Below are 12720 nucleotides of genomic sequence, written 5' to 3'. Positions count from 1 at the left end.
GAGCTACGAATGAATCCCGCGGAGAACGGCACGGTCATTGGCGGGGACGGCCTGGCACGGCCTGCGTGGGCAGCTTCGGATCCCTTGATGCAGGCTTACTACGACCATGAATGGGGAATGCCTGTCCGGGACGAGCAGGGGCTATATGAACGCATCAGCCTGGAAGGCTTCCAAGCCGGGCTGTCCTGGGCCACCATCCTCCGAAAGAGGGAAGCGTTCAGGGAAGCCTTCCTTGATTTCCATCCGGAGAGCGTGGCCACCTTTACCGAGGCTGATGTGGAGCGGTTGATGCTGGATGCGGACATCGTACGGAACCGCCTCAAGATACGTGCAACGATCACCAACGCCAAAGCCACCATTGCCCTCCGTGAGGAAGGTGGGCTGGTTGACTTTGTCTGGTCATTTAAGCCCGACAAGACGCCCGCTCCCAAAACCCTCGCGGACATTCCCACGACGTCGCCCGAGTCCATAGCGCTGTCCAAAGCGCTCCGGAAGAAGGGCTTCGCTTTCGTTGGCCCCACCACCATGTACGCCCTCATGGAAGCTGTGGGAATCATCGACACCCACTTGGTGGACAGCCATCGACGCGGCTCCTCGGGCGTCTGGAACTGAGCGCTCCTCAGGCTTCGAACTAGCTCCGCGGGCTTTGGAGAACTCCGCCAAGGCCCACCGCAGTGCCTGACGGCGTGCTTGCCTTCCACAGAAAGTGCGTAACTTTATCCACAGCCGTGGATAACTTCTGTGGACATCCACGGAACTGGCGCCAAAAGCCCCGGACTGGTGCGTTCTCCGGGCTACCCGGCAGTAGCAACCGGGTTTTACCCACTGTGTACGAGGCTGTGGATATTGCAGGTTCATTCGGTCAAAGTTCATCCACCCGAGCTTGTGCTTGTTCGCCGACGTTCGAACAAGCACCTGGAAGACGTCCTCACAGAGTTACCCACTTAACAACAACGAGCCGCTCACAAGTTATCCACAGATGGGGAAAAGTTGTGGGTATAGCGGCGGAAACCCTTGTCATGGCAGGCTTCAGCGCCCGCAGGAGCTCCGAAACTACACGACTGTAAGTTATTAACAGTGTTGATAACTCTGTTGATAGGCGCTTATTAACAGGCGGATTAACAGCTTTTTCCACACCCCTGCCCTCAGGGCTTCTCTTGTCCACAAACAGCCTCCTGCAGGGGACAAAGTTATCCACAGATGTGGATCAACACATGCCAAACGGGGGATATCTGCCCCATTTCACGTGCCGGCTGGCCTTTAGCGTCCTAACTACACGTATGTAAGTTACTCACAGTGTGGATAACATCTGTGGATAACGCCGGAGCGGGGATGACCTGCATCGAGGAGGAGCGGTGGGCACACAGTCCAAGACCAAGGTCGACTTCAAGAAGGAGATCACAAGCTACAAGGCCACGGCAGGAACGTTCGCATTGGTCAAGGTACCGGAGCTGCAATTCCTCATGATCGACGGCCACGGCGATCCCAACACCGCCCAGGCTTACAGGGATGCCTTGGAAACGCTGTATCCGGTCGCGTACAAGCTGAAGTTCTTCAGCAAGCAGGAACTCGGCCGGGACTACGGCGTGATGCCGCTGGAAGGTCTGTGGTGGTCTGAGGACATGGCCAGCTTCACCACGGAACGGGATAAGTCCCGTTGGGACTGGACCATGATGATCATGACGCCTGACTGGATCACCCCGGGGCACGTAGACGCTGTAGTGGAGGCCGTACGGAGCAAGGGTGGAGCGCCGGCATTGGAGTCGCTGCGGCTGGCCTCGTTGAATGAGGGACTATGCGTCCAGACCCTGCACACAGGCCCGTACGACGCAGAGGGCCCGGTTCTGGAAGAGATGCACAAGGACTTCATCCCTTCGCACCGTCTTCGGCCCACAGGGAAACATCACGAGATTTATCTGTCCGACGCGAGGCGGACTGCTCCGGAGAAGCTCAAGACAATCCTGCGGCAGCCCGTAGCCCGGAACTAACCCTCCCAACTAGATCGCATTTGTGCGCCTTTTGCCCCCTCAAAACGTGCACAAATTCGATCTAGTTGGGCAGCACAGCAGCTAGCCTGAAGAAACGCGGAACCAGGTGACGATTGCCAGCAGCGCCCCCACCAGGACCAAGCCTCCCGCTTGGAGCAGCCCTTGGTTCTTACCGCGGGGGGCATAGGCGATGGCAGCGGCCGCAAGGCCGCCCGTGATCAATCCGCCGAGGTGCGCCTGCCAGGCAATGCCCTGGACGAAGAAACCGATTGCTCCATTGATGGCTATCAAGACCCACAGCTGGCGGGTTTCCCCACCGCGGTGCCTTTGGACCACCAACATTGCCCCGAAGAGACCGAAGATCGCCCCCGAGGCACCCACCACGCCTATGACGGGGCGGTCCGGGGTGAGGAGCAGGAATCCAATGGAACCGCCCACGGCGGACAGCAAGTAAACGGCCAGGAACCGGACCCGCCCGAGCAACGGCTCAAGGGCTTGTCCGAAGATCCACAAGGTGTACATGTTCAACACGATGTGGAGAAGGAAACTTTGGGAATGGAGGAACGCCGCCGTCAGCATCCTCCATGGCTCACGGTCTGCAAAAACGTTGGCAAAAGCGAACTGCTGGTAGACAGCCTCGCCGGGCAGCAGCCACTGCAGAACGTAAACCAGTACGCAGAGTGCGATGATCGCGTACGTCACCAAGGGCTTGCCGACGGCCAACGCGCCGCCGTAAGGGGCCCGGTAGGTCGGCGTCGTACGCTTCTGTTCGTTGACGCAGTCAACGCATTGGAACCCGACGGCGGCCGCCCGCTGGCACTCCGGACACGCAGGGCGCCCGCAACGCTGGCACCGTACGTATGAAGGCCGGTCCGGGTGCCTGGGGCACACCGGGATGTCAGCGGACGGCTCGGCCGACGGAATTCCGTAGCTCATGAAGGACTAGAGCTGTTCGATGTCGATGCTGTTGATGACGACGTCCTCAACAGGACGGTCGCCCATGCCGGTGCGTACGCCCTCGATTGCGTCAACAACCTTGCGGGACTCCTCGTCGGTGACCTCGCCGAAGATGCTGTGCTTGCCGAACAGCCAGTCGGTGTTCACCGTGGTGATGAAGAACTGGGAACCGTTGGTGCCCTTGCCCATCTGGACGCCCGCGTTGGCCATGGCCAGCTTGTACGGAGCGTTGAAGGTCAGCTCGGGGTGGATTTCGTCGTCGAACTTGTAGCCGGGTCCGCCGACGCCGCGGCCGAGGGGATCGCCGCCCTGGATCATGAAGTCCTTGATGATCCGGTGGAAGATGGTGCCGTTGTAAAGCGGTGTGCCGGTCTTGTCCTCGCCGGTCTCCGGGTGGGTCCAGGACTTTTCGCCAGTGGCCAGGCCAATGAAGTTGGCAACGGTCTTGGGGGCGTGGTTGCCGAAAAGGTCAACCTTGATGTCGCCCAGGCTCGTGTGAATTGTGGCTTTTGCTGTTGCAATGGTCATGCGTCCCATTCTTTCATGCAGGGTCAACGCCGCCACTGGCCGTGAAGCCGGTTCCGCGCTCGGTGAAATCGGGCAAGAATCTTGACGATGAATAGCCCATGAAGTTTGGGGCACGTAGGCTAGCAACAAACGAGCATGTGTATCGGGAGGTAGTTGTGAAGAAATCAGACCGTATTGCCCGCGACCTTGAGCACACAGTTGTGGCCAGCGTGGATAACGCCCGCGACTGGGCAGCGCCACGTGTAGAGGCAGCTGTCAACTGGGCTGTTCCGCGAATCCAGCACGGCATTGACACTGCTTCCCCCAAGATCCAGGAGGGACTGAAGTCGGCCGCACACAACCTCGCCGACGGCGTGGAGAAGGTCACGCCGCGGATCCAGGACGGGCTGGCCCAGCTGGCTCCCAAGATCCACGACGCTGTTGAGGATGCAACGCCCAAGATTCAGGAGACGCTCAACCGCGCCACGCCTGCCCTCGGCGTTGCCCGGGACAAGGTAGTGGAAGAGTACTTGCCCAAGCTTTCCGAACAGCTGGGCCACGCATCGGTTGCGGTCCACCATGTTCTGGAGAATGCACCGGCACAGGTCGATGCAGTCGCCCAGCGCCTGGTTGAGTCCGGCGTCGTCCATGGCGTCCAGGAACAGGCGCAGGCCACCAGCAAGCAGATCAAGGCTGTGGCGGAACAGACCAGCAAGGCAGTCAGCAAGCAGCTGGCTACCCAGCAGAAGCCCAAGAAGCGCGGCTGGTTGGTTGTCACGGTCATTGCCGCCGCGGTTGCCGCCGGCGTCGCTGCGTGGAAGGCCGCCAAGCCGGTGGAGGACCCGTGGAAGACACCTTCCCCGGTAACGCCGACCCCCGCTCCGGTTCCTGCGGACGCAGCAGCCTCCGCAACTGCAGCAGCTGCGGCCCCGGCTGAGTCCAAAACTTCCGACCTCACCCCGGAAGAAGCCAAGGCAGAAGTAGAGCAGGCCACCAAGGACGCGTTCGCGAAGACCGAGGACAACGCCTCCAACGTCGCCACGGACGCAAAGACGGCAGTGAAGAACATTGCTGCCGCCACCCACAAGGATGAGGACAAGGGCACGGACTCCAAGGATTCCGCTCTCTAGTTCAAGCCATCGGCGGCGTTCGATCAGCAAACCATGAAGGGACCCCGGTTAGCCGGGGTCCCTTCATTGTTTTCCAGGCCAGGCAAGGTCCCGGCGCCAGACAAGGTCCCGGCCGAGGCAACTTCCCGGCCCTGAATTCCCGCCAAGCGGCCTTCCCACGCCGAACAGTCCGCTGGGGCTCCGTGGCCGGGTGCTAGATTTGAAATGATGTCAGCTGATAGACCCTTCGAGGGTGAACTTAAGGAGCGCGCGGAACCTCCGGGCGTTTCAATTGTCATCCCGGCGTACAACGAGGAAAGCGTCATACGCCAGTGCCTCATCGCGGCCATTTATCAGTCTGTTCCTGCGAAGGAAATCATCGTGGTGGACAACCTGTCCAAGGACCGAACGGCAAAGATTGTTCGCCGGATGCAGCAGGAATATCCGGAGAGCCCGATCATCCTGCTGAAGCAAGCGGACGTCCAAGGCCTCATTCCCACGCGGAACTACGGCCTCAATAGCGCCACCGGCGACATCATCGGCAGGATCGATGCCGACTCGGTCCTGGAACCTGACTGGGTGGAGCAGGTCCAGAAGGCCTTCGCTGATCCCACCGTTCAGGCAGCAACGGGTCCGGTGGTGTACTACGACATGCCTATGCGCCGTTTCGGCCTTAAGGCAGACGACAAGATGCGCCAGCTCATGCTGCGCCTGGCGAAGCACCAGTACCACTTCCTGTTCGGCTCCAACATGGCGCTTCGCCGTTCGGCGTGGGAAACCATCAGGGATGAAGCCTGCCTGGATGAGAAGGACGAAATGCATGAGGACATCGATCTCTCACTGCACCTCGCCGAACACGACCTCCGGATCCAGTACTGGCCCCAGATGGTGTCCGGAATGTCAGCGCGCCGGCTTGAGGACTCGCCCCGGGATTACCGCTACTACGTGACGCGCTTTGACCGCACTTACAAGGCCCACAACGTCAAGAAGATGGCACTGAAGGCGCCGATGGTGGTGTTCTTCTCCGTGTACTTCCCGGCTAAGCTCCTCCGGGCAATCCACGCTGCCAACGCGGTTTCCGGCGGCGTCCGCCGCGGCGGTCTCTGACACCGCGTCAAGTACGACGGCGGCTGGTTCAGTCCGTTCCCAGCTCAGCTTCGCGCCGGTCTGCCCGCGCACGCCCCCTCCGCTGCCCGGACACCACCACGGCGAGTCCCACCAGGATCAAGGCCAGGCCGGCGTAGGTCCCGCCGGGCAGGGTCTCATTGAGGAAGATTGCCGCCAGGATGGCCGCTCCCGGAATCTCCAGCAGGATGATCATGGAAACCACCAGCGGACTCATGGTCGCCAGGAGATGGTTGAAGGCGGTGTGGCCTACCAGCTGCGCACACACGGTGATGGCAAGAATCCCAAGCCACCCTCCGGCGTCGAACCCTGCCAGCGGCTGCCCGCTGAACAACGCCATGACAGCCACCAAAGCCGCGCACATTCCGTAGCAAAGCGTGGTGTAGGTTCCGGTTCCCATCGACTGGCGCGCTTTGCCGCCCGCGAGCGTATAGAGCCCTGCCAAGGCGCCGCCGGCCAGGGCGAGGACGTCACCAATAAGCGCGTCCGTGGACGAGCCCATGTCGAATCCCGTGATGGCAACGACGCCGCCGAATGCGATGCCCAGGCCCAGCAGGACGGGCCAGCGGTGGCGGGTTCCCCTGAACAGCTGGAAGACAGCGATCCACGCGGACTGCAGGCACACCAACGCCGTAGCGGCGGCGACGGACGTGAGCTGCAACGCCGTAATGAAACAGGCAAAGTGGAAAGCCAATGCCACGGCAGCCACGGCGGACCAGCCGAACTCCCGGCGGGTGACTCCTGTGAACTGCCTCGGTTCACGGACCGCCACGGGAACGGCCATCACGACGGCAGCTATGGCGTTCCGCCAGAACGCGATCGCCAAGGCAGTTACCGAGGTAGCACCGAGCGTTCCGGCGATGAGTGGTCCGGATGAGGCTACGCCCAGTACACCCAGGGCCGAAATGAGGAGATTCACGGATCAACCTTAGTTCGGCGGGGACTGCGCATTACCCCTATCTGTGGAGGAAACAGTGTGATTGTCTTGACACATCATTCCAGCCGGCCGGAGACGGCGAATCCAAAGGGCTACCGATTGAATGCACCATCCGCTCGCGCAGGCTCCCGGCGACGCCGCTTCCTGCTGCTTTCCGTCGCCGGTTTGCTGGTTGCTGCGGTCATCGCCGGCTGGTTCATCAGCGCGCGGGAGGTGCCCGGCGGCGGGGACCGTTCAAGGGGGGATTTGCCCGCGGTTCATCCCGTACCGCAGCACGCAGTGTCGCAGTCCGGCGAATCAGTACCCCTCACCGGACGGGTCCACGTGGTCGCTGCCCCCGGAACCGACCAGCCGGCCCTGGACGCGCTACTGGACGTGATAGCCGCTGCCGGTGGCACCGCGGAGGTGGTCGCAGCCCTCGACAAGCCGTCGGAGGGTTCCTCAGCCGTCTATCTCGGCCTCGGCGGGGAAGCATCTCCGGCACGTTCCGCCCTGAGGGACTTGGGAACGGAGAGGCCCGAGGACGGGGAGGCCTTGGACCGGGCGGAAGGGTACGTCGTCGCCACTGGAAAGTTGGAGGGGATTCCGACGGCGGTCCTGGTCGGCCACGATGGCGACGGCGTCTTCCACAGCGTGCAAACGCTGCGGCAATTGCTCAAGGCCGGATCGGTCCCCGCGCTGCATGTCAGCGACTGGCCCCTGATGGAAACCCGGGGTGTGATCGAGGGGTTCTACGGCACGCCGTGGTCGCACCAAGCCCGCCTGGACGTCATCAGCTTCGCGGGGCGGCAGAAAATGAACACCTATATCTATTCACCCAAAGACGACCCCCTGCTCCGGGAGAAGTGGCGGGATCTCTATTCAGCTCAGGAACTCACGGAACTCCAGGAGCTCATAGAGGCGGCAGAGGCCAACCATCTCAGGTTTACGTACGCGCTCTCACCGGGCATCGATGTTTGCTACTCCCGGGATTCGGATCTTGAGGACGCCATCACCAAACTCGAGTCGCTGTACGGCCTTGGCGTCCGGTCCTTCGTCATTCCGCTGGATGACATTGCTACCAAGGTCCAATGTCCGGAGGACCTGGAGGAGTTCGGCTCGGGCCCATCCAATCTTGCCAAGGCCCAGGCCGGCTTCCTGAATTCCTTGCAGGAGCGTTTCACCGCCGGGAAGCAAGACCTCCAGCCGCTGGAAACAGTGCCCACCTTCTACACGGGTTCCGGAAGCAACCCGTACAAGAAACAGCTGGGGCGGCTGCTCGATCCCGCCATCGTGGTGCAGTGGACGGGTGAAGACGTGGTCTCGCACAGGATCACACGGGATTCGGCACAGGCTGCCCGGCGGAGCTACGGTCGTGAGGACGCAGGCCGGCCGATCGTCATTTGGGATAACTACCCCGTGAACGATTTTTCACAGGACCACTTGTTCATGGCGCCACTGATCGGCAGGGACGCCGACCTGTACCAGTCCGTGCAGGGCATCGTCACCAACCCCATGATCCAGCCCTACCTTTCGCTGCCCGCCATCTTCAATTACGCGGACTTTTCATGGAACGGTCCGGCGTACCGTCCACAGGAATCCATGGACGCCGCCCTCGCCCAGCTCGCCGGACCGGACCAGCAGGTCCAAGCTGCCGTGAGGGCATTCGTGGACCTGAACCAAGACTGGCAGGACGACGAACTCACGCCTTCGGCTCCCGCCCTCCGCCGGGACATCCGGCAGTTCTGGTCGGATTACGACGCCGGAAAGGCACCTTCGGGAGATTTGCTCCGGCGCGCTGAGCTGCTGCAGAAACTGCCTGAACTCCTGCCGCGGATGGCAGAGCCGGGCTTCGCTGCCGACGCTGAGCACTGGGCTGCTGCCGCTGCGGAATTCGGGCGCGGGGTAGAGGAGGCCATTGCCATGCTGGAAGCCGCACGGCGGGGCGACTCGGAGAGCGTGGCCGAAAGCCGCCGCAACGTGAACAGTGCCCTTACTGCAGCAGGGGCGAGAACCCAGCCGACGCTGGCACTCGGCGTGGTGACCCCCGTCTTTGGCGACGGCGAGTTGAAGACGTTTTTGGAGGATGCCCTACGGCGGGCGCCGGGTTCCTGACCCCATGACGCGCCCGGGGTTTACACACGTTTTGTCCTATAACCCCGAAAAGCAATCCGTTGGTTAGAAAGCAAAAGTCCCGGTCATTTCTGACCGGGACTTTCCTTATGGTGGAGGCAAGGGGACTCGAACCCCTAACCCCCTGCTTGCAAAGCAGGTGCGCTACCAATTGCGCCATGCCCCCATAAGAAGCAACCCGTCTATCATACCCTACGTTCAGACCCGTATTTACCGGGTCCCGCCGGGCTCTTCGGCTAGTCGACCTTGTCGGTTGACTTGCTCCAGACATCCTTCCGGGCTTCGGATTCCTGTGCCTTTTTGAAGACCAGGACACCTGCGATCGCCGCTGCAACTACAACCAGCAACTTCTTCACAAGTACCTCATTCCGGTTCAGTTTCCTGAACCTGGGTTCCGTGGGCGTACCAGGACTTGAACCTGGGACCTCTTCGTTATCAGCGAAGCGCTCTAACCGCCTGAGCTATACGCCCCGATGCCTCATCGGGCCGAGATATGACTGTACAGCACATCCCGGCCCGATCTCAAATCGAGGCCCGAATCCCCTTCTTTACGCCGTTTTTCCGCGTAATTCCGGGGGTTTTCACTAGTCGTCCGTCAGGGTCACACCGATGCCGCCAACCAGCGTTGCCGAAATGTTATACAAGACGGCGGAGAGCATGGAAAGGGCGGTCAACAAAACCACGTTGACGACGGCAATAATCGTGGCAAAGGATGCCACCTGACCCAGGGATGCAATCTTCTTCAGCTCAAAACCGCTGCCCTCGGAACCTGCAAGCGTCCCAAGCAGGCTATCCACCTGGTTGAAGATGCCGGTGAGATCCAGAACAGTCCACAGCACGATGGCGGCCACCACGGTGACGATGCCAAGGGCAACGGACAGGAGGAACGCCATCTTGAGCACCGACCATGGATCCACCTTGCTGACCAGTAGCCGTGCACGGCGAACCTTGGCCTTGGGGGCGGGCTTCACCAATCCGGGTCCGCCTTGGGCGGGGCGCTGGGCAGTTGCTGCCGGGCGTTGGCCCGGGGCTCCGGCGGGGCGCTGCCCACTCGAGGCGGGACGCTGGCCCGGGGCTCCGGCCGGTCGCTGCGGAGCGCCGGAGGAAGCAGGACGCGCCTCTGAAGCGGCGGGAGCTCCGCCCGGCCGCTGCTGGGGCCGGGCAGGCGTTCCTGATGGGGCGTTGCCTGATGGCTGCCGGAGTCCGCCGGGGACACCTGTGCTCGGCTTGGGATATGAGTCGGAATTACTCACTCGTTACCTCCGGTGTTGTCTTCATTCAGCGCCGCGCCGGCTTCGGTATCCGGATCTGCGTCGGTTTGCGTTTCTGACTCGACGAGCGCCTCGGCAGCGCTGTCTTCTGCAGCCAACGTTACGTCATCGTCCTGCCCGTCCTCGGACTCTTCGCCTTCCAATCCGCGTTCCGAGTTCCGGGCAACCTCGATGATGCGGTCGTTCTTGTCGGGCTTGGCGAAGATGACGCCCATGGTGTCGCGGCCCTTCGCAGGCACGCCGCTGACGGCGGAGCGGACCACCTTGCCGCCCTCCATGACCACCAGGACTTCGTCGTCTTCCTGCACGATCAGGGCACCCACCAGGTCCCCGCGGTCCTCTGCAAGCTTGGCCACCTTGATGCCCAAGCCACCGCGACCCTGCAGCCTGTATTCCTCGGCAGCGGTCCGCTTTGCATAGCCTCCCTCGGTGACCACGAAGACGAACGAATCGTCCTTGACAACATCCGCTGCCAACAATTCGTCATCTTCACGGAACTTCATGCCCGTCACGCCGGACGTTGCACGGCCCATGGGGCGCAGGGCGTCGTCCGTTGCCGTGAAACGGATGGACTGGCCCTTTCTGGATACCAGGAGGAGATCATCCGATTCGCTGACCAGCTGGGCGGAGACAAGTTCGTCGCCATCGCGCAGGTTGATCGCAATGACGCCCGCGGACCGGTTGGTGTCGTAGTCCTCCAGCCTGGTCTTCTTCACCAGGCCGTTCTTGGTGGCCAACACCAAGTAGGGCGCCTGCTGGTAGTCGCGGAGATCAAGGACCTGCGCAATGTGCTCGTCCGGCTGGAAGGCAAGCAGGTTCGCGACGTGCTGGCCCTTCGCGTCCCTTCCGGCTTCGGCGAGTTCGTATGCCTTTGCGCGGTAGACGCGGCCAAGGTTCGTGAAGAACAGCAGCCAGTGGTGGGTGGTGGTCACGAAGAAGTGTTCAACGACGTCGTCACCGCGCAACTGGGCGCCCTTGATGCCCTTGCCGCCACGCTGCTGCGAACGGTAGTTGTCACTACGGGTCCGCTTGACGTAGCCACCGCGGGTAATGGTGACCACCATTTCCTCTTCGGGAATGAGGTCTTCCACCGACATGTCGCCGTCGAACCCCATGAGGATCTGCGTCCGGCGGTCATCGCCGTGCTTGGCAACGATTTCGGCGAGTTCTTCGCTGATGATCCGGCGCTGGCGTTCCTCGGAAGCGAGGATCGCGTTGTACTCCTCGATCATGGCTTCGAGTTCGGCATGGCGGTCCTGGATCTTCTGGCGTTCCAGGGCTGCCAGGCGGCGCAACTGCATATCAAGGATGGCCCGGGCCTGGAGTTCGTCGATTTCCAGGAGCTCCATGAGGCCCTCACGGGCAGCCTCCGTGGTGCTGGACGCACGAATAAGGGCAATGACCTCATCGAGCATGTCCAGCGCCTTCAGGAGGGCACGCAGAATGTGTGCTTCTTCCTCGGCCTTGCGGAGGCGGTAACGCGTACGGCGTGCAATGACGTCCATCTGGTGCGCCACCCAGTGCCGGATGAAGGCATCCAGGCTGAGGGTGCGCGGAACGCCGTCGACGATCGCCAGCATGTTGGCGGAGAAGTTGTCCTGCAGTTGCGTGTGCTTGTAAAGGTTGTTCAGCACCACCTTGGCCACCGCATCACGCTTCAGCACGATCACAAGGCGCTGGCCCGTACGGCCGGAGGTCTCGTCGCGAAGATCGGCGATGCCTTGGATCTTGCCGTCCTTGACGAGCTCGGCAATCTTGATCGCAAGGTTGTCCGGGTTCGCCTGGTAAGGCAATTCCGTGACTACAAGGCAGGTACGGCCCTGGAGCTCTTCGACGTTGACCACGGCCCGCATGGTGATGGAACCACGGCCGGTGCGGTACGCCTCTTCGATGCCCTTGTGGCCGAGAATGGTGGCCCCTGTGGGGAAGTCCGGTCCCTTGATGCGCTTCATCAGGGCTTCCAGCAACTCTTCACGGGAGGCACCAGGGTTTTCCAGAGCCCACTGCACGCCGTCGGCGACTTCGCGCAGGTTGTGCGGCGGGATGTTGGTGGCCATGCCGACGGCGATGCCGGAAGAACCATTCACCAGCAGGTTCGGGAAACGCGCCGGCAGGATAGTGGGTTCCTGGTTCTTGCCGTCGTAGTTGTCCTGGAAGTCGACGGTCTCTTCGTCGATGTCCCGGACCATTTCCATGGCCAACTGGGCCATCTTGGTTTCCGTGTAACGCGGGGCAGCAGCTCCGTCGTTGCCGGGAGAACCGAAGTTTCCTTGGCCGAGCGCCAAGGGGTAGCGCATGGTCCAGTCCTGGATCAGGCGAACCAACGCATCGTAGATCGCCATGTCGCCGTGCGGGTGGTAGGTACCCATGACGTCGCCCACAACACGGGCACACTTGTTGAACGCGCGGTCAGGGCGGTAGCCGCCGTCGAACATCGCGTAAAGCACGCGGCGGTGGACGGGCTTCAGGCCGTCACGAACGTCGGGCAGGGCGCGGCCAACGATGACGGCCATTGCGTAGTCGAGGTAGGACCGTTGCATTTCGGTCTGCAGGTCCACCTGCTCAACTCGGTCCGTCAGCACGTCGCCTTCAAGTACGGCATCCGTACCCTCGGGGTTTTCCGCCGGGACTTCAGGAGTTTCGTCACTCATAATCTAAGATTTCCGTTTCAGGTATATGTCGATTCAGGAATATTCAGGCAGTGATGGCGGCTG

The 12720-nt window shown here is 61.8% G+C and carries 11 protein-coding genes and 2 tRNA genes; 5 read left to right on the top strand and 8 right to left on the bottom strand.

What is annotated here, in order from left to right; genetic code table 11:
- Positions 1-9: 9 nt before the first annotated feature.
- Positions 10-612: a DNA-3-methyladenine glycosylase I gene (locus AUR_RS10590; RefSeq protein ID WP_062094367.1), complete on the top strand. Its 603-nt coding sequence runs from the start codon at positions 10-12 to the stop codon at positions 610-612.
- A gap of 743 nt (positions 613-1355) precedes the next feature.
- Positions 1356-1988, top strand: coding sequence for a GyrI-like domain-containing protein (locus tag AUR_RS10585; RefSeq protein WP_062094366.1), 633 nt, complete (start codon positions 1356-1358; stop codon positions 1986-1988).
- An 81-nt stretch (positions 1989-2069) separates the two neighbouring features.
- Here the strand turns inward: AUR_RS10585 and AUR_RS10580 are convergent, their stop codons facing one another.
- Together AUR_RS10580 and AUR_RS10575 are read right to left on the bottom strand one after the other, a co-directional pair.
- Entirely contained in the window at positions 2070-2924 is an 855-nt protein-coding gene (locus tag AUR_RS10580) for a rhomboid family intramembrane serine protease (RefSeq protein ID WP_062094364.1), read from the bottom strand.
- 6 nt (positions 2925-2930) lie between these two features.
- Positions 2931-3473 (bottom strand): peptidylprolyl isomerase, encoded by a 543-nt coding sequence (locus tag AUR_RS10575; protein WP_062094361.1) that lies wholly within the window; start codon positions 3471-3473, stop codon positions 2931-2933.
- A 155-nt stretch (positions 3474-3628) separates the two neighbouring features.
- On the opposite strand from AUR_RS10575, the gene AUR_RS10570 reads away from it, so the two are divergent.
- Positions 3629-4582 (top strand): hypothetical protein, encoded by a 954-nt coding sequence (locus AUR_RS10570; protein ID WP_021473177.1) that lies wholly within the window; start codon positions 3629-3631, stop codon positions 4580-4582.
- Between the two features lie 207 nt (positions 4583-4789).
- Positions 4790-5668: a glycosyltransferase family 2 protein gene (locus tag AUR_RS10565; RefSeq protein WP_062094359.1), complete on the top strand. Its 879-nt coding sequence runs from the start codon at positions 4790-4792 to the stop codon at positions 5666-5668.
- A gap of 28 nt (positions 5669-5696) precedes the next feature.
- Here the strand turns inward: AUR_RS10565 and AUR_RS10560 are convergent, their stop codons facing one another.
- On the bottom strand, positions 5697-6605 hold the full coding sequence (locus tag AUR_RS10560) for a DMT family transporter (protein ID WP_062094357.1): 909 nt from the start codon (positions 6603-6605) through the stop codon (positions 5697-5699).
- Between the two features lie 117 nt (positions 6606-6722).
- On the opposite strand from AUR_RS10560, the gene AUR_RS10555 reads away from it, so the two are divergent.
- A complete protein-coding gene (locus AUR_RS10555; RefSeq protein ID WP_128397142.1) occupies positions 6723-8717 on the top strand; it encodes a glycoside hydrolase family 84 protein in 1995 nt (664 codons plus the stop codon).
- A 108-nt stretch (positions 8718-8825) separates the two neighbouring features.
- Here AUR_RS10555 and AUR_RS10550 read toward each other — a convergent pair.
- The 5 genes from AUR_RS10550 to gyrA all read right to left on the bottom strand — a co-directional run bounded on the left by AUR_RS10550 (position 8826) and on the right by gyrA (position 12657).
- A tRNA-Ala gene (locus AUR_RS10550) sits at positions 8826-8901 on the bottom strand.
- A 70-nt stretch (positions 8902-8971) separates the two neighbouring features.
- Positions 8972-9091, bottom strand: coding sequence for a DLW-39 family protein (locus tag AUR_RS20545; RefSeq protein WP_217376508.1), 120 nt, complete (start codon positions 9089-9091; stop codon positions 8972-8974).
- Positions 9092-9132: 41 nt separating this feature from the next.
- Positions 9133-9206, bottom strand: a tRNA-Ile gene (locus AUR_RS10545).
- Positions 9207-9319: 113 nt separating this feature from the next.
- Positions 9320-9988, bottom strand: a complete 669-nt coding sequence (locus tag AUR_RS10540; protein WP_062094353.1) for a DUF3566 domain-containing protein — start codon at positions 9986-9988, stop codon at positions 9320-9322.
- Positions 9985-12657: a DNA gyrase subunit A gene (gene gyrA / locus AUR_RS10535; protein WP_021473171.1), complete on the bottom strand. Its 2673-nt coding sequence runs from the start codon at positions 12655-12657 to the stop codon at positions 9985-9987. The genes AUR_RS10540 and gyrA overlap by 4 nt, the downstream gene beginning before the upstream one ends.
- Positions 12658-12720 lie beyond the last annotated feature (63 nt).

It is taken from the genome of Paenarthrobacter ureafaciens (assembly GCF_004028095.1).
GTDB classification, from domain to species: Bacteria; Actinomycetota; Actinomycetes; order Actinomycetales; family Micrococcaceae; genus Arthrobacter; species Arthrobacter ureafaciens.
Note: the sequence above shows the minus strand (reverse complement) of the source record. Positions and strands in the feature narration are given on the sequence as shown.

What these genes read in the sequence shown, in the direction of transcription:
- AUR_RS10590 (WP_062094367.1), top strand. Translation starts at nt 10, where the DNA reads ATGAATCCCGCGGAGAACGGCACGGTCATTGGCGGGGACGGCCTGGCA.
- AUR_RS10580 (WP_062094364.1), bottom strand. Translation starts at nt 2,924, where the DNA reads ATGAGCTACGGAATTCCGTCGGCCGAGCCGTCCGCTGACATCCCGGTG.
- AUR_RS10575 (WP_062094361.1), bottom strand. Translation starts at nt 3,473, where the DNA reads ATGACCATTGCAACAGCAAAAGCCACAATTCACACGAGCCTGGGCGAC.
- AUR_RS10565 (WP_062094359.1), top strand. Translation starts at nt 4,790, where the DNA reads ATGTCAGCTGATAGACCCTTCGAGGGTGAACTTAAGGAGCGCGCGGAA.
- gyrA (WP_021473171.1), bottom strand. Translation starts at nt 12,657, where the DNA reads ATGAGTGACGAAACTCCTGAAGTCCCGGCGGAAAACCCCGAGGGTACG.